Consider the following 19,537-nt stretch of genomic DNA (forward strand, 5'->3'; position numbering starts at 1 on the left):
TTAAAAATAATTTTCTGGTGAGTTTGTAGTGTTCTGTTTCTTTTTGTAGCATAGATCCTAAACTGAATTATATCGAATGAACTTAGAAAGTGGAAAGCGCTTACAGAGGGGGGCGGGAAAGTGTATCAGCAAAAGATAAATGAAATAAATCAAGAGAGTGACCTCATGGAGGAAAAATACCTTGATGAATGTGTCAGGAAATACCGTTTGCTTGGTATGAAAGGCCGATGTGCTGATTATATCCCAGCTTTAAGCGAATCTAACCGATCGGATTTAGGAGTTTACATGATTAGTTCTGATGGTCTTGAGATTAAGGCAGGAGATTGGCAAGTTCCTTTTACTTTGCAAAGTATTTCAAAAGTGATTAGTTTTATAGCGGCATGTTTAGACCGTGGAATTCCATATGTATTAAATCACGTTGATGTCGAACCAACAGGGGACGCTTTTAACTCTATCGTTCGTTTAGAAATGCATAAACCAGGTAAACCGTTCAACCCAATGATTAACGTGGGAGCGATTACAGTCACATCTCTTCTTATTGGGGAATCCCCAGAGCAAAAGTTAGAATCGATCTATGTATTAATAGAAAAAATGATTGGGAGACGACCAACCTTTAATGAAAAGGTATTTCAGTCTGAGTGGAAAACAGCAAATCGAAATAGAGCTTTAGCTTATTATTTGAAAGAAAGCGGATTTTTAGAGTCAGAAGTAGAAGATGTGTTAAAAGTTTACTTAAAACAATGTTCAATTGAAGTAAATACAAAAGATATTGCGTTAATTGGGTTAATTATATCTAATAATGGTTACGACACAATTCAAAAAAGACAAGTCTTTCCTAAACAAATAGGGAAGTTAATCAAAGGTTTAATGCTAACTTGCGGGATGTATAATGCTTCAGGGAAATTTGCAGCATTTGTTGGAATTCCAGCAAAAAGTGGCGTGTCGGGTGGGATTATGGCATCAGTTCCAGCTAGATATCGACAAAATACACCTTTTCAAATAGGGTGTGGTATTGGGATTTATGGACCTGCTATAGATGAATATGGAAATAGCCTGGCAGGTGTTGAGTTATTAAAACATCTTGCAGAGGTATATGAACTCAGTATTTTTTAATTATTGAGCTATTTTATTACTGAAAATGAAAGTTATAAAGGGGATATTATCTTGAAGAAGTTGCTGTTACTTACTACAGGTGGGACAATCGCTTCATTAGAAGGAGAAAATGGATTAGCTCCTGAGATGAAGGGAGATGAACTTTTAAGTTATCTATCAGGAATAAATTTACATTGTCAGATTGATAGTAAGCCTTTGATGAATATAGATAGTACAAATATGCAACCTGAAAACTGGTCTAAAATAGCAATATCAATATATGAGCATTACCATAATTACGATGGCTTCGTTATTACACATGGGACAGATACAATGGCTTACACTTCGGCTGCGCTATCTTATATGCTTCAAAATAGTGGGAAACCCATTGTGATAACAGGATCTCAAGTCCCAATTTCCTTTCAGCAAACAGATGCTAAAAGAAATATCTCTGATGCGTTTCGGTTTGCTTGTGAAGACATTGGTGGAGTATATGTTGTTTTTGATGGGAGAGTTATACAAGGGACAAGAGCAATTAAAGTAAGAACAAAAAGCTATGATGCGTTTGAAAGCATTAATTATCCTTATGTGGCTTTTATAAATAAAGAGTGTATTCATTATAATATACCGATCGATACGTCAAAGAATAAAGAGATTAAGCTTGATACTTCCCTTTGTACAGATGTTTTATTAATAAAGTTGTATCCTGGCATGAAGCCGGAATTCTTTGACTCTCTTAAAAATTTATGTAAAGGGATTGTAGTTGAGAGTTATGGAAGCGGTGGTATTCCATTTGAAAGAAGAAACATTGTGGAAAAATTAAATGACTTGACTAAATACGGAATATCTATTGTTGTTACTACTCAATGTCTAGAAGAAGGAGAGGATATGGATATTTATGAAGTAGGGAGAAAAGTTGATCGTAATTCCATTATTCGTTCAAGGAATATGAATACTGAAGCCATTGTTCCAAAATTAATGTGGGCTTTAGGCAAGACAGAGGATCCGCAAAAGGTGAAGATGGTTATGGAAACACCAGTTGCAAATGATTTAGATTTTAAAACTTACAAGGGGAGTGAAGAAAATGGTGATAGACAAGAAAGAATACCGAATTGAGAGAGATTTTCTTGGAGAAAAGGAAATACCTGCAAATGTTTATTATGGAATTCAAACGTTAAGGGCTGTAGAAAATTTTCCAATCACTAGCTATAAAATTCATACAGAAATGATAAAAGCGCTAGCAATGGTTAAAAAAGCAGCAGCGCTTGCCAATATGGATAGTAAGCGTTTATATGAAGGAATTGGTAATGTAATTGTTCAATCTACAGATGAAATTCTAGAGGGAAAATGGCACGAGTATTTTATAGTCGACCCGATCCAAGGTGGAGCCGGTACGTCAATGAATATGAATGCAAATGAAGTCATTGCAAACCGTGCGCTTGAATTACTTGGCCATAATAAAGGAGAATATGGAAAATTAAGCCCTAATAGTCATGTGAATATGTCGCAATCAACAAACGATGTATTTCCGACAGCCATTCATATCTCGACACTTAATATGCTGAACAAGCTTCTAGATACCATGAATGACATGTTAAATGTCTTTAAGGAAAAAGCTCAGCAATTTGACCATATTATAAAAATGGGACGTACTCACCTTCAAGATGCTGTACCCATTCGCCTAGGTCAAGAATTTGAAGCTTACAGCCGTGTATTGGAACGTGACATTAAACGGATTGGACAAACACGCCTGCATCTTTACGAAGTGAATATGGGAGCGACGGCTGTAGGGACAGGGTTAAATGCTGACCCCAAGTATATAAAAAATGTTGTAAAGTATCTTTCAGATATTAGTGGCTTACAGCTTGTAGGAGCTGAACACCTTGTCGATGCAACACAAAATACAGATGCTTACACAGAGGTGTCAGCAGCATTGAAGGTCTGCATGATAAATATGTCCAAAATAGCGAATGACTTAAGATTAATGGCATCTGGACCACGTGCGGGATTTGGAGAAATTACCTTACCATCACGTCAGCCTGGTTCCTCCATCATGCCAGGAAAGGTAAACCCAGTAATGCCAGAGCTTATTAACCAAGTTGCCTTTCAGGTTATTGGAAACGACCATACGATTTGCTTAGCCTCTGAAGCAGGGCAGCTTGAATTAAACGTGATGGAACCTGTGTTGGTTTTTAACTTGCTGCAATCCATCAGCATCATGAACAATGCATTTCGAAGCTTTACAGACTTTTGTTTAACAGGTATAAAAGCAAATGAAGACCGGATGAAAGAATATGTTGAAAAAAGTGTAGGATTACTTACAGCTGTAAATCCTCACATAGGGTATGAAGTTGCATCGCGAATTGCTCGAGAGGCCATCTTAAAAGGTAAATTGATTAGAGAGCTTTGCCTACAATATCAAGTGTTGACAGAGGAAGAGCTTGATTTAATATTAAATCCTTACGAAATGACAAATCCTGGAATATCCGGTAGTGCCCTTTTTGAACGAGTGTAACAAACTATATTTTTATAAAATAAAACTTAAAAGATAATAAGCTCCTATTATAAAAATCATCCCATTAGGAACCATAGTATGATGTAATAGATATTCGTTGTTAAACATTTCCTATGTATCTCTTAATTTTGAGATGACTTATAAAAGAAAAATGAACGTTTAAATATAAAATTCCGAAAGAGCTTTATTGTCGATAGGGGGAGTAGGAGTGAGGAATGTACGATTACCATCAATGGCAGAGATTATTCTCACATTGGGATTGTTTTTAGTTATTGTTTTTTCATTTACCACTTTGTTTGATTTACCGATACAGCTAGCGCTATTTATATCGTGGTTCATTGTTATTTTACTTGGATTACACTTAGGACACAGATACCAGCAATTGCAAGGTGCTATTACAAACGGGATTTCGAATGGTCTTGAGGCCATATTGATTCTCGTTGCAGTCGGTGCCCTTATCGGGACTTGGATTGCAGGAGGGGTCGTTCCGACACTTATTTATTACGGATTAGAGTTTATCCACCCAAACATTTTCTTATTAGCCACTCTCGTTATTTGCTCGATTACATCTTTGGCGACAGGTACGTCTTGGGGAACAGTCGGAACTGCTGGAATCGCAATGATGGCAATTGGAGAAGGGATGGGTATCCCTCTGCCGCTTGTAGCTGGTGCCGTTCTTTCCGGTGCATACTTTGGAGATAAGCTTTCTCCACTATCTGATAGTACCGTACTCGCAGCATCAATGTCGAAAGTGGATGTTATTGCACATGTACGTGCCATGTTATATTTAGATATCCCAGCATACATCATTACTGCTATTCTTTTTACCATCGCAGGGATTATGTATGGCGGGAAAAATACAGATTTAGAAAAAGTAGAATTTCTCAAGACTGCATTACTAGAAAACTTCGATATTCAAATTTGGATGCTAATTCCTGCGATATTTGTCATTCTATTGCTCGCACTAAAACAACCTTCTATGCCAACTATTGCTGCAGGGGCTCTCTTAGGGACCATTTGGGCTACCGTATTCCAAGGGATGGATTTTTCTGTGGCCCTCGGTACGGCTTACAGTGGTTTTTCAATTGATACAGGCATTGAATTCATGGATGGCCTTCTGAACCGTGGGGGGATCCAGGGGATGCTTGGCTCAATCGTCGTTATTATTTTCGGATTGGGATTTGGTGGTCTATTGGAGCATTTAGGAGTACTAAAAGTAATAGTATCCAAATTCCAGAAAAAGCTAACTTCAGCAGGTAATGTGACTCTGTCAACGTTAATTGTTGCCTTTTTAGCGAATGTATTTGGTTGTGCAATGTACGTTTCATTAATTTTAACACCAAAGATCATGGAAGAAAACTATGATAAATTATACATTGATCGAAGAGTTTTAGCTCGAAATTCTGAGGTCGGCGGTACGCTAACCTCTGGGATGATTCCTTGGTCCGACAACGGAATTTTCATGGCAGGGATTCTAGGCATATCTACCTTTTCCTATGTTCCATTCATGTGGTTAAGTTTTGTTTCCATTGCACTTGCGATCATTTATGGTTATACAGGGAAATATATTTGGTACACTAACAATAACGTAAAGGAACTTCGACAGCAGGCTAACTAATGGTGTTAGCCTCTTTTTTTATGTCTTTTATTACATGAAGATGTGCATTGCTAGTAAACCAAAGTGAAGTGTTTAAATATATTGCTAGTAACATGCATTTTCATTAAATCCCGTTACCTTATGGGTTTTATGGTGCATGCATCAGCACAAAATGGCCAAGCCAATCCGTTCATCCTGACGTGTGGATAGGTTCAGTATGACACTTGGAGAGGCTCAAGTTGACCCAAGCAATACCAGAGATTTCTTCATTAGAGTACTTAAAATATTATGTCCTCTCATCTTCCATTTTGATTTCCATCAAGCAAATTTATTTTTTATAAAAACCTGTCCTTTTTCCGATTTTATTTCTATATAACAGGTGCAGGACCATGAACCAATTGGTGGGCTGCTTGTGTCTGACGACCGTGTCTAGGTTCCTTTTTAAAAAGATTCATTAAAGGAGGAGAGGTTCAGTTGAGCAGGTTATTAGGAGCGTCCTATTTAGCACTAACTCTAAAAGAGCTCATATACGAGTTAACTGTGGAGTATTGACCAACGATTACAGAATATATGTTTGAAAATGCTAACATTTTGCTAACGCAATCTCATGAAAAACGGTAAATTCTCGTTAAAGATGTTACAATTAGAATTAGCAAAAAACTTGATGTACCGCAATTTTATCACACCTCATTAAAGATGTTATACACTCTCATCTTACGGGCGGCATGATGTAATCATGTCCCTACAATCCCATAAAAAACGGGATTTTTGGATCTTTTGAGCCTAGGATAACAAAAGGCTAACATTTTCTTGAATAAGGTTATTAATAAGAGGCTTCCCATGAGTTCTTTGAACTTATGGGAAGCCTCTTTCTTCATCTCTATTGTTAGTTCGGGATTTAGCCCAGCTGTTTTCAATAAACGTCTCACAAAAATTCGGGTAACCAGGCCGTTCCTAATCAAATAATCATCGTTGAGTTTCTAGATAATCATCCAAGTTCAAAATAAAATCCACAAGCACATCCTGATATTCCCTCACCGATTCGATAAAAACCATTTCGTTCTCTCCATGCCAGTCGCTGCCAACGGGGCCGAATTCTACGGCTGAACCTCCGTACTTGTTGAAAAACTGTCCATCGTTGGAACCATGCTGACCGAATATCGTTACTTTTTCGAGCTGGGTGATTCGTTTAATTGATTCGCCCAATGCTTTTACATAAGGATTGTCTGCTTTTGTTTTGACCGGATTATTGCAATTATGAATTGTTACTGCAGCGTCTGTTATTGCCTGAATCTGATGAACAATATCCTCTGGAGACTGGTCTGGCAGATATCTGATATCCAGGGACATTTCACATAAATCCGGTACCTTATTATAAACGGTTCCGCCTTGGATCTTCGCCAGATTGATAGATGGCTTAGTAAACATAGGGGACCTTTCTTGTGCAAAAGGAAGCTCTAAAATTTCTTCAAAGAGATTCATAGCTTTGGTTATTGCATTCGTACCTTCCCATGGACGACTCCCATGGGCTGATTTCCCCTGGACTGTAATATCGAGCTGAAGCACGCCTTTAGATTGGATGGCAATCCCCATATTTGTTGGTTCACCACAAATAATAAAATCACCCAAATAGCCATTCTCTGTTAAATATTTGGTCCCGTTAATGCCGCCAGTCTCCTCGTCTGGAACGATTTGAAGCATGACCATGGAAGTTAAGTCCCTGTCTTTCAAATATGCTGCTACCGCCATGAAAGCAGCCACTCCTGCTTTCATATCCACTGTACCGCGGCCATACATTTTTCCATCTTTGATATAGGGTTGGAACTGTCTTTCCTCCGCTTCAATGACATCGATATGTCCATTTAATACAACTGTATGATCACCTTGGCCTATTTCACAAACGAGCATGTGAAACCCATTATTCTGTATTTTTTTTACGGGGAGGCCTTGATCTGTTAACCATTGTTCACAATAGGCAATCGCTTCATTTGCACCTGCTTTTGTAGAGCTGTCTATTTTTATGAGTTCTTTTAGTAAGGGGATTGGATCGCCCATTTTATCCATCCTCCTTTTTTTAAGTTTAATCAAACGTTTTACTTTCAATGTTACTCTTGAAGTGCTTCCATCACCTTTTGTTTATTTATCGAAACGACAGTATCATGTCGTGCTAGCTCGATATCAGATTTTTGACGGAGCCATTCCTCTTGTACCTGTTTACCGGCGGTTAGCGCAATGATTGCCGCAGGAATATCCGCTCCTGCTGAATGGGTAAAAGCATAACCGCCGCCAAAGCGGGGGTTGATGTCAATAATGTAATAATCGGTACCATTGAAATAGACATCCGTGTTCATGTAGCCTACATGGCCAAAACCTTTACTTAATCGCTGTGCGATTTCTGTTAATTCCGGTATATTGACCGTAATGCACCGGTCGATATCTCCGCCCCTCATACCTAATTGCTTTCGAGCGAATGAGGTAAGAAAGCGGCCATTTAAATCGTTAAACATATCCAAACTAAATTTATCACCTACAATTACTTCCTGAATAATGACATTGTCCTCCGGTTCCCTTGATGTATCGCCATCCAATGGACTTTCTTTTATCTTTCGAACGACAAGCTGATAGGCAAATTCCATATCCTCTACATTATCGATAATTTCAACACCTATTGAGGCAGAACCGTTACGGGGTTTCACGATTAATGGAAAGGATACTTCTTGTTTTTCCAATGCAATCTTCGCATCTTCAACATTGAGGTAGGTAAGAGGAGTCTTAACACCAAACGGTTCGAGCAGCTCCGGGTACTTTGCTTTGTCCCGCACCTTTTTGACAATATTTAAATCCGGGGCAAATACGGATATACCTAATTTCTCCAGTTCATTTTTGTGTGCAGATATTTGGGGCACTTCCCAATCATTCAATGGAACAAGACAGTTCACCTGATGTTTCTTACAAATCTCCACTATTGTTTCAATATAATTAGAATCCGTTTGCTGTGGAATGACATAGTTTTCGTCCCCTGCCTGGAGCGATGGGGCATTATATTCGGGATCAGCCGTAATTACTTTCCCGTCGATACCCGCATTTTTTAAAGCATCCTGAAAAAATCCTACAAAGTCTATTCTTCTTGCAGTTGATGTCAATAAGATATTCAATTTTATTCCACTCCTCGGTGTTTAAATAAGTTTATTAGAAAACAAGATACTAATATTTACCCGCCATGCTAAATTTTAACCCTGCTTTCTGTAATAATTCATCACGTGTAAATGTTTAATGCCTATTATCAAAGGTTATATAATACAAAACGATATATCTGAGGTGAAAAATATGAGTAAAGACAATACACCAAAAGAGAAAAAACAAAATGCAGCTGAAAAGTTAGAAGGTCAGGAATTTGTTGATGAAATTCCGTTAGAAGATTTGAAAATAGAGGTGGAAGATGAAAGGGATAAATTTAAGACTAAGGATGATTCACAAAGTGAACGTAAGTATAAATGATAAACTTACAAAAATTTGTCCGCGTAAACTACATTAGAAAAATAGAAGGCCTTTCGTCAGTTTACTAAACTGTTGGAAGGTCTTTTATATGGAAAATAAGTCAGTCCCCCAGATTTTGAGGGGGACTGACCCAATAGATAAACTCTTTAGACTCCATCCATTAGAATCTATTAGTATTCACACAATTGCTGTCAGTAGTGTTTTCTTTGACGGAAGCATCGCCCTCTTTGGTCACTTTTGCTTCTTCACGCTTAATATTTTCTGTTACCTGTTGGGTTTCCGTGACTTGTTTCTTGCCAATTACCAGTTCTTCAGCAACGACGGGTTTCTTCGTCACTTCTACTTTCTCCTCAACAAGAGGAACGCGGATGGTCTCATTATCGCCGATTGGTGTGGTTGTGTAGGCATCAGTATTGTCGACTGATCGTCTCTCAACATAGACCTCTTCATTCGTTACTGGGACATTTACTGTTTTCTGTTCTTCAACCACATCTTTTTTCACCTCTACCTCGCCTGTCTGAACACGCTGTTTATTCACATCCAACTGTTCTTCACGCAGCTCTAGTGATTGTTGCTGATCTGTTTCGAAAGTATTATCAAGACCTGTTTGGTTACGAGCAAAGTCTTCCGTAGAGATACCGGCGGCAGCACTATCGTTCTCTAGTCTTTTTTCAGCAAGAAGCAGAATCATTCCTGAGTTTATGTCCTGTTCGTATTTTAATGCATCTGCTTCACTAATACCCTGAGCAATCAAATGATCAAAATAGGTATTTCTGCCGTCATCACGGGCGGTATTATCTACAAATGGGGTAAACAAGCTTGCCAAGAACCCTACGTGCTCTTCTGATGGTGAATTATTCTTGGTGGCGGCTATCTCCTGAGAAGCCACCCCAGTTTCATTTTCGATGGTGGAAGGGACATCTGCTGTATTGGCAATAATCGAAAAGTCTTTTCTGGAATATCCTTCGTTTTGAAATACGTCAATGGCCTGAATTACTTCATCAATGGAATGATAAACTCCTAAAACTGTTTTACTCATCGTTATAGCCTCCATTTCTATTTTTTGTTTGCTGATAATGCGTACAAGATATACTTACCCGGTTTAACACTAGTGGAAACAATTTTTTCGGCGTGATCAATTCTCCATAGTTTTTAGAGGATTCATTTTTTGGGGGGAAAACTGTTAATATTGTTTTATTTATATAAAAATAAAGGATATTTCCTCGACAATAAATTTTTATAGAAAATAGGAAAAGAGCTGATTTAAAAGGATTTACTACACATTTAATCAATTGATTAGTTAGTATAAAATTTGTTCCTTTTTGTAGGAATATGTAGTTCGTTAGTTTCTATTGTCAGTTTTTAAATTAATTCCTAACAACAGAATTTTTTATACGACAATTAATTCTCTTGAAAATGGCAAAAAGTCCTTTTGCTAAAGGGTTTATCTACTATTCAATCAATCGTTTAATTAGCTAAATCGGTTTTAACTAAACGATTGATTAGAAAAGCCTTAAATCCTAATGCAACCTGTGTTTAATCCTCCTTAGTAGAGAGAAAATTGTCGAGAAGAGGATCTAGTAATAAACGGTGGTAACATTTATCAAAATTACAGCTTAAGATCCCTAGCAATAACTAAAAAGGAGGATATGATGCTGGGGATGACACAAATCCTTGCATCTAATCGCAATGGAAAGTAACTGTTAAAGTAGGGATTCGTGATCTATTTAGAGAAATTCCAAAAAAAGACCCCAAAGTGGAGTCATTAAGTTCATGCGAAATTTTTGCCATTATAATAATAAGCAGATTCCAAAAATACACTAAATGCAACTTCCAATTCAGGAATGCCCATTGAGTGAACGTGTTTTGTGATAATGTTTGCGAATTGATCTTGAATTTCTTGACCACGCTCAAACCATTTCACTTCAATGAAAGGAAATCCTTGAACTTGTAGTTGATTAAAAACAAAGCTGGTTTGCGGTACCTCTAATGTGAAATTATCTGTCTCACATTTACAGAGTTCGGCTAATTCATTTACCATTGAGGTACTCATTTGTTTTACTTGATCTAGTGAAAATCCTTTAAAAATTAATTGGGGCATCTTGTATTCCTCCAGAGTTATTTTTTCTTCTTAATATTTTGCCTTAGTTTTTGCAAAACATTAAAAATAAGGCTCCAAAAACTTATTGGACTGTTGCCTCCTTGAATAGAAAAAGTATATTCGAATGAAGATGGAAAGCTTTTGAAACGAATAATCCCCACCAAGTTGACAGGCGGGGATTATTTTTCTCTTAAGTTAATTTATTAATCTTAACAGAGTCGTTATGATTATATGCAAGTTTATTAACTACCTCTAGCAATACATTGGCTTCCGCTAATACCATCGCTACTGGGGGAGATTATCATAACTGTAGGACAAATACGAGCCATAATTTGAGCATCATGCCCTGTACCAGATGTCATTCGTTGTGATTGGGGTCAGTGCCCGCTTTAATTTTCAGGGCTTTGGCTCATAATTTACGTTCCCAGAAACGACCCTTTGCAATTCCTTCTACGAATTGAGGAATCTCAGCCTTGGTTAAATCGTAAACACCAGGTGCATCTAACACCACACGACATCTTTCCAGGGCAGTGTAATCTTCAACGGCCATTGCCAAAGGTTTAAAGTGTTTATAGGTAGTTTCAATGAATTCCAATACAGACGGATCGGCTTCGGAACTTGTACTGATTAAAATTGCTGCATCAAAAAGACTTGAATCTGCCGTATCAAACGTATCTGTTACTTTTAGAACGGGACTAATCGTATACAGCCTTTTTGCAACAATACTATAATTTATATTATATTGTGCCAGTGTTCGAATCCAATCGGTTAATTTTTCATCATCGGGTTTACCATCTAACAAAATGGCGGTACATTTAGTAGACGGTTGCTTCACTGTATTTGCCATACTAAGGGCAGGAGACTTTTTATCCGATTTTACTTCAAGATTTTCCTCAGGAAGTTCTGCTCCAATATTGCCTGCGACTTCTTCCGCCACTTGCCGGTCAATATGATTTAGTAGAGCAACCGCGTTATTTTTAACCATTTCTGATTTACATTTTCCTAGCTCAAAGCTGAATGCATCCTTCAAGTGCTTTTGTTCAAATGGAGCTAAACTGTTGTAGAATAACTTCGCTTGAGAATAGAAATCTAGAAAACTCTCACTTCGGCCTCTAATTTTACGCCCATCAATTTTTTCCTGATAGGATTCATAGCCTCCTAGTTCAACCGGTGCCGGTTCAGGCTGATTGGCATTTAAACCGTTCCTATGATAGCTTGTTTGTCCTTGATGGATCGCCATCTGATGCATTCCATCCCGCTGATTATTATGAAATGGACAGACAGGTTGATTAATTGGAATCTGGTGGAAATTTGGACCTCCTAAGCGGGATAGCTGTGTATCCGTATAGGAAAATAAACGTCCTTGTAAGAGAGGATCGTTTGAAAAATCAATCCCTGGCACTTACATGACCGGGATGAAAAGCGACTTGTTCGGTTTCGGCAAAGAAGTTGTTGACATTACGGTTCAAGGTCATTTTACCCACAATCTTTACGGGGACTTCTTCTTCTGGCCATATTTTTGTCGGATCTAAAATGTCAAAATCAAAGTTGAACTCATCTTTTTCAGGAATAATCTGCAGGCCTAACTGCCATTCCGGAAAATCCCCTTTCTCAATCGCTTCATACAAGTCTTGGCGATGGAAGTCAGGGTTTTTACCTGCAATCCTCTGTGCTTCATCCCACACTAGCGAATGTACACCAAGAAGAGGCTTCCAGTGAAATTTGACAAAATGCGCTTCGCCATCCGCATTAATCAGTCTGAAGGTGTGCACACCAAAGCCCTCCATCATCCGAAGGCTGCGTGGAATGGCACGGTCACTCATGGCCCACATGACCATATGGGCGGATTCATGATTTTGGCCAATGAAGTCCCAAAACGTATCGTGAGCACTAGCGCCTTGTGGAATATCTGTATGTGGTTCGGGTTTAAGAGCATGTACAAAGTCAGGGAACTTAATAGCATCTTGAATAAAGAAAACAGGCATATTGTTACCGACTAAATCGAAGTTACCTTCATCCGTATAAAATTTGGTCGCAAACCCTCGGACGTCACGAACCGTATCGCTTGAGCCTCTCGAGCCCTGTACTGTTGAGAAGCGAACGAAAACTGGCGTGGTTTTGGAGGTGTCAGTGAGAAAGTCAGCTTTTGTATATTCAACCAAAGAATCATAGAGTTGAAAAATCCCATGTGCACCTACGCCACGGGCATGAACAACCCGTTCAGGAATCCGTTCATGGTCAAAATGGGTCATCTTTTCTCGAAAATGAAAATCCTCCATCAATGTAGGCCCTCTTAATCCAGCCTTTAATGAAAACTCATCTTCCGATACTTTTAGCCCTTGGTTGGTTGTTAAAGGAGCAGTTTTTTCATTGTTAATGGTAAAGCTACTTAATTGAACAGCCTTCTTATTTTCCATAGTGTCCTCCTCACGAAAATATGTAACCACAAAATAAAGAAAGAGCAGGTAAAGCAACTACACTCTCCATTCGGTACCCTTTTTATAGGAAAGTGAAACCTAGTAATATATTCTTTATGTTTCAAAATCTCCATGGTGGATATAGTAATATACATCACCATTAAGGAGGTTTTTTACTGTGGAAAATCTGCTTCAAAATCAGGTTGCTTTTGTTACAGGGGCTGGATCAGGGATAGGAAGGGCTTCTGCTTTAAGGCTTGCTCAAAATGGAGGAAAAGTTGCGTTAGTAGATTTGCATAAAGAAAACGTGGAAGAAGTCAAAAAACAAATCGAAGATATGGGAAGCGAAGCGCTGGTCTTGGAAGCCAATGTTTCTCAACCGAAGGAAGTAGAGAACTGCTACAAAAGAACCATTGATCGGTGGGGAAGACTCGATGTTGTCTTTGCAAACGCGGGGATTAATGGGGAAGTGGCGCCTATAGAAGACTTGGAGCCGGAAGAATGGGACTTAACGATTTCCAATAATTTAACGAGTACCTTTTTAACGGTAAAATATGCAATCCCGCATTTAAAGGAGAATGGGGGAAGTATCATTATTACTAGTTCCATTAATGGGAACAGAATCTATAAAAATATTGGTATGTCCGCCTACAGTACATCAAAAATCGGCCAGATGGGCTTTGGTAAAATGGCAGCGCTTGAGCTTGCCAACTATGGGATCAGAGTCAACATGATCTGCCCAGGAGCGATTGAAACAAACATCAATGAAAACACATGGAAAGAAAAAGAAAAACTGAAAAAAGTAGAAATCCCCATCGAATACCCAGAGGGGAACCAACCATTAGAACACAAACCAGGAAAAGCCGAACAAGTCGCCGATCTAGTACTATTCCTTGCATCCAATCAATCGAACCACATAACAGGAACCGAAATATACATTGACGGGGCGGAATCACTTTTATAGGTGCCTGTCACCACAAAAAGACAAAACACACAAAATGTCCACGTACAGTGGACATTTTGCCTTTTAGGGTTTCTTGAATTACCCATTTATAGTTTGCTTTACTCGCTTGGTTGGTAAGCCCAAACGGAAACACAGCCGCCGTTAACTGGGAAAGTGGCATATCCATCTTCTTCGATGGTAATTTCGTCATGCCTTGAGTTTGTTAGGTCTACCCATGTTTCTCCAGCCTTTCTTTCGCCAACGTACATTCTTTTCTCGCCATCCTCTCCGTTAGAAATGACGACTGCACAACCAGAGTGCTTATGTTCTTTCACACCCAGCCGAACCCAGCCAATGGTATTAGGATGGTCGAAGTAATCATGCTGTTCTCCGTATGCTTTTTCATACCTGGCAAGGAGGAGGCAGTCCAGTATTTCTTTTTTTCCTTCTGCCGGCTTCGGACCGCCAATTCCGTAATAATCACCATAGAATAGACATGGATTTCCATCTTTTCTTAGGAGTATCAGGGCGTATGCACTTGGCTTAAACCAGTCCTGAACCCACGATTCAAGGGATTCTTCGGGCTGAGTGTCATGATTATCAACGAAGGTAACAGCATTTTGAGGATGGGAATTGACAAGGGTATCCTCGAAAATACTGGTTAAATCAAAATCACTGCCTTCAATGGAGGCTTTATGTAGATTATAATGCAAGGGAACATCAAATAAATCTATTTGATAATCGACATGGTCAAGGTATTTTTGACAGGCATGAAGCTCAGTTTTCCAGACTTCTCCGACAAAATAAAAATCATCTCCTCGGTGTTTACGCATCTCCTCTACAAACTCGCGAATGAAGTAGTGATTAATGTGCTTGATTGCATCAAGCCTGTATCCATCGCAGTTAAGGGTATCCGCAAGCCATTTTCCCCATTCTATCATTTCTTTTTTTACCTCAGGATGTTCATAGTCAATATCGGCAAGCATTAAATAATCATAGTTCCCCAATTCATTATCCACATGTTTACTCCAATCCTTGTCATCGCCAAGGATTTTAAATATTCCTGATTTCCCCGTCTTTTCATCATAATCCGTTCCGGTAAAATGTTCATACCTCCATTCAAAAGGTGAATATTTTCCTTCACGTCCTGGAAATGTAAATTTTGTCCAAGCTTCAATTTCAAAGGGTTCCGATATTTCTGCGGTCCGGTCCTCCTGGTTCACTTCAATAACTTTAATTAATTCCGTCTCGTCAGCACCTGCTTTATGGTTCATCACTACATCTACATATACTTTAATGCCGGCATTTTGACACTCAATTATTGCTTCTATCAGTTCTTGTTTCGTCCCATATTTTGTCCGAATGGAATCTTTTTGGCTAAATTGACCCAGATCGTATAAATCATATGGAGCATAGCCATTATCATCAGGTGAGTCCGCTTTTGTTACTGGTGGTATCCAGACAGAGGTAATTCCTTTTTCCTTTAATTCTGGCGCTATCTCCTTTAGACGTCTCCAGTGGCTTCCATCCGGCTCTAGATGCCACTCGAAAAATTGCATGATTGTGTTGTTTCCTTCCATTTTCTATCCTCCTCATCTATTCATCAATAGGTATATCAATACTTACCCGGTTTGATCATAAACGAATCCTGCCAAAAGCAAATAAGGCTGGGACAAAATCCTTCTCTAACAACTAAAAACCCTTAAAAACAAGTAATTGTAAAAAAGTGTTCACAATTAAGGACTGCTTCTTTTGAATAGGGATCAGTCCTTTTTGTGTTGGTGCATCAGCCTTTTACCGCTTGTATCTAAAAAATAGATTGAATACGATTTGGTTTATCGATAATAAAGGTTTATTTTGGAAAAATAACTTACCTATAATTATTGAGAAGGTGAAAAAAGCAAATAGTTTATAGGATTACTATAGTTGGAAGGGAACGAAAAAGATGGGACAGCAATATATACCAATATTGACATATGATGCGGGTCCAACAGGCTGTGGCGAATTAATTATGAAGTTGTTTTTAACAATGAAAAAGATGAATAGTGGAGAAATTATTGAGGTTATCTCATATGACCTTGGGGCACGAGAAGATATACCTGCATGGTGTCGATTGCAAAAACATCATCTATTGCAGCGGGACGATAATGGGAAAATTAGTCATTACTTTATTAAAAAAGGCTGATTTAGTCTTTTAAATATCAATGAATTATTAGGAGGAAATAGGATGTCAGGAAAATTCTTAGTTAGTTTAACAAATGCAAAAAATGATTCAGATAAAGCGACCGTAGGTTTTGTGGTTGCAAATGCTGCCGTTGCATCAGGTCAAGAAACGGTTGTCTTTTTAAATGTTGAAGGCGCTTACCTTGGGTCGAAAGGCTATGCAAAAGATATTCATGAAGAAGGATTTGCTCCATTAAAACAACTTATGGACCAATTTATTGAAGCCGGTGGAAGTGTTTGGGTATGCAGTCCATGTTTCAAAAAACGTCATTTTAACGAAGAAGACTTAATTGAAGGCGCTACAATTGTTGGTGGAGCGAAAGTGGTTGAATTCTTAACTCAAGGCGCTGCTTCTATAACCTATTAATCTTTACAGCAGCCATATTTTGCTTAGGAAAAGGTGACTTTATGGAGAATCCAAAGGCAGTTTGTGATGGTGGAGACTTAGATTGTGGTTCAGGTTTATTGTTAATCATAAAAAAAGCAATGGACCCCCTATTAGATGGGGAAGTATTAGAGGTTCGCAGTCGTGAGCGGACGGTTGCTGATGATTTGCCAGCTTGGTGCAGGATGGTTAATCATGAGTTTCTAGGTTCGGAACCCGGGGATCATACAATAAGATACTTTATCAGAAAAGGCGCCCGACAAGAAGAATTAGGGGCAGACTTAGAAGCTGCGAAAGGGTATAAATGGAATGTTCGTGTACAAGGTGAAAGAACGTTATCTGCAAAAGTTCGTTCTAGAAACCATACTTTTGTTGTCGGAAAACCTGCTGATTTTGGTTCTAAAGTTGCTGCCCCTAGCGCAATAGATTACTTAATTGGGGCACTTGCTTCAGATCTAACGGTAGGTTTCAAGGCACTTGCATCAAGAAGAAATCTAGAAATTGATCAATTAGAAGTCTCCTTAAAGGCTGGATTGGATAATGTTTTATTTCATCTGGAAATGGAGGATGTCGGCAGCCCAAAAGTTAAGGAAGTTACAGGGACTTTTTATGTCTCGTCCCCTCAATCGGATGAAGATTTAGAAAAGCTTTGGAACAAAACGCTTGAACGTTCTCCAATCTATCAAACTCTTAAACCATCAATTAATATCAATATACAATTTGTGATTGTATATTGAGGAGGTTGTTTACATGGTGTTATTGAAATTTCCAACTACTGTCATCGGCAGTTGGCCTCGCTCCAAAGAAGTCCTGAGAGCTTTGCGAGATAAACGGGCGGGTCGCATAAGTGAGGAAGAATTCCAGGTTGTTGCAAATCAGGCGGTTTTACAATGCCTAAAATGGCAGGAGGAAGCAGGCATCGATATTGTTTCCGATGGTGAACAGCGCCGGGATAATTATATTTCTTTTGTCGCTGAACATTTGAATAATGTTCGCATGCTTAGTGTTTCTGAATTACTAGATTATGTAGAAGATAAATCTAGCTTTGAAGAGATTCTGGGAACATTAGATGTTCCGGCTTTTTCAATGTCTAATCCCGCTGCTGTCGGCAAGATCAGCCGTAAAAAACCACTGGCGCTAAATGACTTTCTCTTTTTAAAACAACACACGGACAAAGCGGTTAAAGTGACCTTACCCGGCCCTTATTTGCTAACAAGATCGATGTGGGTGGAGGGGCTATCTAGCGTTTCTTATCCCGCCAAAGAGGATTTGTCGGTAGATATTGTTCGTGTACTGCGTGAAGAATTAGAGAACCTGATTGCAGCTGGAGTTGAATTTGTTCAATTTGATGAGCCTGTTTTAACAGAAGTTGTGTTTACGAAAAAGAATGCTAATCGGACATTCATGTGTGGAGCACTTACAGCAAAAGCGGACGCAGAAGAGGAGTTAGTGTTTGCCTTAGATTTAATCAATCAAGTTACAGCTGGAATGCTTGGAAGAGGAACAACCATTGGCGTTCATATTTGCCGTGGGAACTGGAGCACACAGGATGAAATCCTGCTGCAGGGTCCTTATTTTCCACTAATTCCTTATCTTGAAAAAGCAAATGTTGATCAATTAGCACTTGAATACGCGACACCTAGAGCGGGAGAAATTGAGGCCATTCGCAGCATTGAGGGGAAAACCATCGGGTTTGGCGTCATTAATCCAAGAACCGCTGAAATTGAATCTGTTGAGGATATTGTCGCACGAGTAGAAGAGATAAGAGCGATCGTACCTGATGATAAAATTTTTTTAAATCCGGATTGTGGTTTTGGAACCTTTGCACAGCGCCCAATGAATAGTGATGAAATTGCCTGTCAGAAATTAAAAGCTATGGTAGAAGCTGCAAAAAAATTAAGAGATATGGTGAGCGTTAAATCCTAGGAGGAATGAGAAGTATGGGACAGCAAATTAAGGTGAGGGTGGAAGGAATCGGAAGTGAAATGAGAACAGATTCAGTGGCAGGTAAGCATAAAATTGCCATTGATGAGCCGGTTGCAATGGGCGGTAAGGATTCTGCCATTGACCCGCTTTCAGCATTTTTAGCGTCACTTATCGGTTGTGAAAACGTAATGGCACAAATCATTGCGAAGGAAATGGACTTTGACCTTCAAGGAATCTCATTTGACGTAGAAGGTGAACTTGATATTAGCGGTTTGATGGGTAATTTAGAAGTAAAACCATATTTTGAAAAAGTAGTTGTAAAAGCGGTTGTTGAAACATCTGAATCACAAGAAAGAATCAATGAAATGCAAGCAGCTGTTGATTTACGCTGCCCGGTCTTTAGAACAATAAAAGACGCAGGAATCCCAATTGAAAACCAATGGGTAAAAGCACCTGTTACAGCTCAAATTTAATTTCAGGGTCAGTCCCCAGTAGGTTATAGCTTTAATTCAAGGGGGGATTGACCCCTTTTTGGAAGTTATTGATTTCTAAAACAGAAGTGGTATGAAAAAATATAATGAAGCCCTATTCAATAATAAGTGGATAGGGCTTTGTGCATTTGTATAACGACCCAATGTAACGGGAGCAACTAGTCAGTTAAGGAATGTAAGATATAGATGATGGTTAATAACTAACCTAACAGAGCAGACGAACAATTATTTGAATATACGTACAATTTATAATAAAATGAAATAATGATTGAAAACTTACGTATAAGCTGACGATAAAAACTGAAAATATATTTTTTAATTAGTTTGTAAGCGGTTTCCATCGGTCGAA

General features: G+C 38.7%; 16 protein-coding genes and 1 pseudogene. 11 read left to right on the forward strand and 6 right to left on the reverse strand.

The window, feature by feature from the left end:
- The first annotated feature begins 135 nt into the window (after positions 1-135).
- The 4 genes from QNH29_RS01565 to nhaC all read left to right on the forward strand — a co-directional run bounded on the left by QNH29_RS01565 (position 136) and on the right by nhaC (position 5,225).
- Positions 136-1,113, forward strand: a complete 978-nt coding sequence (locus tag QNH29_RS01565) for a glutaminase (protein ID WP_481858808.1) — start codon at positions 136-138, stop codon at positions 1,111-1,113.
- 51 nt (positions 1,114-1,164) lie between these two features.
- Entirely contained in the window at positions 1,165-2,208 is a 1,044-nt protein-coding gene (locus tag QNH29_RS01570) for an asparaginase (protein ID WP_283863130.1), read from the forward strand.
- Positions 2,177-3,607 carry an aspartate ammonia-lyase gene (gene aspA, locus QNH29_RS01575; protein WP_283863131.1) on the forward strand — a complete coding sequence of 477 codons (1,431 nt, stop codon included), beginning with the start codon at positions 2,177-2,179 and terminating at the stop codon, positions 3,605-3,607. Before QNH29_RS01570 ends, aspA begins: the two co-directional genes overlap by 32 nt.
- A 208-nt stretch (positions 3,608-3,815) precedes the next feature.
- Positions 3,816-5,225, forward strand: a complete 1,410-nt coding sequence (gene nhaC, locus QNH29_RS01580; protein ID WP_283863132.1) for a Na+/H+ antiporter NhaC — start codon at positions 3,816-3,818, stop codon at positions 5,223-5,225.
- A gap of 945 nt (positions 5,226-6,170) precedes the next feature.
- On the opposite strand, the gene QNH29_RS01585 is transcribed toward nhaC, so the two are convergent.
- Both QNH29_RS01585 and QNH29_RS01590 read right to left on the reverse strand, forming a co-directional pair.
- Entirely contained in the window at positions 6,171-7,259 is a 1,089-nt protein-coding gene (locus tag QNH29_RS01585) for a M20 family metallopeptidase (protein WP_283863133.1), read from the reverse strand.
- 50 nt (positions 7,260-7,309) lie between these two features.
- Positions 7,310-8,359, reverse strand: a complete 1,050-nt coding sequence (locus tag QNH29_RS01590; protein WP_283863134.1) for an ATP-grasp domain-containing protein — start codon at positions 8,357-8,359, stop codon at positions 7,310-7,312.
- A 172-nt stretch (positions 8,360-8,531) separates the two neighbouring features.
- On the opposite strand from QNH29_RS01590, the gene QNH29_RS01595 reads away from it, so the two are divergent.
- Complete coding sequence (locus tag QNH29_RS01595) at positions 8,532-8,702, forward strand: YczO family protein (protein WP_283863135.1); 171 nt, start codon at positions 8,532-8,534, stop codon at positions 8,700-8,702.
- Positions 8,703-8,862: 160 nt separating this feature from the next.
- On the opposite strand, the gene QNH29_RS01600 is transcribed toward QNH29_RS01595, so the two are convergent.
- From QNH29_RS01600 to QNH29_RS01610, 3 genes and pseudogenes are all read right to left on the reverse strand, one after another.
- Positions 8,863-9,756, reverse strand: a complete 894-nt coding sequence (locus QNH29_RS01600) for a YsnF/AvaK domain-containing protein (RefSeq protein ID WP_283863136.1) — start codon at positions 9,754-9,756, stop codon at positions 8,863-8,865.
- A 717-nt stretch (positions 9,757-10,473) separates the two neighbouring features.
- The gene (locus QNH29_RS01605) at positions 10,474-10,803 is read right to left on the reverse strand and encodes a DUF1904 family protein (protein ID WP_283863137.1); all 330 of its coding nucleotides are present in this window, start codon (positions 10,801-10,803) and stop codon (positions 10,474-10,476) included.
- A 409-nt stretch (positions 10,804-11,212) separates the two neighbouring features.
- Positions 11,213-13,220: pseudogene (locus tag QNH29_RS01610) on the reverse strand (catalase).
- 178 nt (positions 13,221-13,398) lie between these two features.
- On the opposite strand from QNH29_RS01610, the gene QNH29_RS01615 reads away from it, so the two are divergent.
- Positions 13,399-14,184 (forward strand): SDR family oxidoreductase, encoded by a 786-nt coding sequence (locus tag QNH29_RS01615; RefSeq protein WP_283863138.1) that lies wholly within the window; start codon positions 13,399-13,401, stop codon positions 14,182-14,184.
- A 98-nt stretch (positions 14,185-14,282) separates the two neighbouring features.
- On the opposite strand, the gene QNH29_RS01620 is transcribed toward QNH29_RS01615, so the two are convergent.
- Entirely contained in the window at positions 14,283-15,743 is a 1,461-nt protein-coding gene (locus QNH29_RS01620; protein ID WP_283863139.1) for an alpha-amylase, read from the reverse strand.
- A 389-nt stretch (positions 15,744-16,132) separates the two neighbouring features.
- Here QNH29_RS01620 and QNH29_RS01625 point away from each other — a divergent pair, with 389 nt between their 5' ends.
- From QNH29_RS01625 to QNH29_RS01645, 5 genes are read left to right on the forward strand one after another with little or no spacing between them, the layout of a single operon-like run.
- Positions 16,133-16,348 (forward strand): sulfurtransferase TusA family protein, encoded by a 216-nt coding sequence (locus tag QNH29_RS01625; protein ID WP_283863140.1) that lies wholly within the window; start codon positions 16,133-16,135, stop codon positions 16,346-16,348.
- Positions 16,349-16,390: 42 nt separating this feature from the next.
- Positions 16,391-16,753 (forward strand): DsrE family protein, encoded by a 363-nt coding sequence (locus tag QNH29_RS01630; protein WP_283863141.1) that lies wholly within the window; start codon positions 16,391-16,393, stop codon positions 16,751-16,753.
- Between the two features lie 41 nt (positions 16,754-16,794).
- On the forward strand, positions 16,795-17,508 hold the full coding sequence (locus QNH29_RS01635) for a sulfurtransferase TusA family protein (RefSeq protein WP_283863142.1): 714 nt from the start codon (positions 16,795-16,797) through the stop codon (positions 17,506-17,508).
- 13 nt (positions 17,509-17,521) lie between these two features.
- A complete protein-coding gene (locus QNH29_RS01640; RefSeq protein WP_283863143.1) occupies positions 17,522-18,697 on the forward strand; it encodes a cobalamin-independent methionine synthase II family protein in 1,176 nt (391 codons plus the stop codon).
- 14 nt (positions 18,698-18,711) lie between these two features.
- The gene (locus tag QNH29_RS01645; protein WP_283863144.1) at positions 18,712-19,170 is read left to right on the forward strand and encodes an OsmC family protein; all 459 of its coding nucleotides are present in this window, start codon (positions 18,712-18,714) and stop codon (positions 19,168-19,170) included.
- Positions 19,171-19,537 lie beyond the last annotated feature (367 nt).

Origin of the sequence: Neobacillus sp. DY30, from assembly GCF_030123065.1 — a bacterium.
GTDB lineage: Bacteria > Bacillota > Bacilli > Bacillales > Cytobacillaceae > Neobacillus.

Coding starts and splice junctions, on each gene's coding strand:
- QNH29_RS01620 (WP_283863139.1), bottom strand. CDS start 15,743: ATGGAAGGAAACAACACAATCATGCAATTTTTCGAGTGGCATCTAGAG.
- QNH29_RS01605 (WP_283863137.1), bottom strand. CDS start 10,803: ATGCCCCAATTAATTTTTAAAGGATTTTCACTAGATCAAGTAAAACAA.
- QNH29_RS01630 (WP_283863141.1), top strand. CDS start 16,391: ATGTCAGGAAAATTCTTAGTTAGTTTAACAAATGCAAAAAATGATTCA.
- QNH29_RS01600 (WP_283863136.1), bottom strand. CDS start 9,756: ATGGAGGCTATAACGATGAGTAAAACAGTTTTAGGAGTTTATCATTCC.
- QNH29_RS01585 (WP_283863133.1), bottom strand. CDS start 7,259: ATGGGCGATCCAATCCCCTTACTAAAAGAACTCATAAAAATAGACAGC.
- aspA (WP_283863131.1), top strand. CDS start 2,177: ATGGTGATAGACAAGAAAGAATACCGAATTGAGAGAGATTTTCTTGGA.
- QNH29_RS01595 (WP_283863135.1), top strand. CDS start 8,532: ATGAGTAAAGACAATACACCAAAAGAGAAAAAACAAAATGCAGCTGAA.
- QNH29_RS01640 (WP_283863143.1), top strand. CDS start 17,522: ATGGTGTTATTGAAATTTCCAACTACTGTCATCGGCAGTTGGCCTCGC.
- QNH29_RS01635 (WP_283863142.1), top strand. CDS start 16,795: ATGGAGAATCCAAAGGCAGTTTGTGATGGTGGAGACTTAGATTGTGGT.
- QNH29_RS01645 (WP_283863144.1), top strand. CDS start 18,712: ATGGGACAGCAAATTAAGGTGAGGGTGGAAGGAATCGGAAGTGAAATG.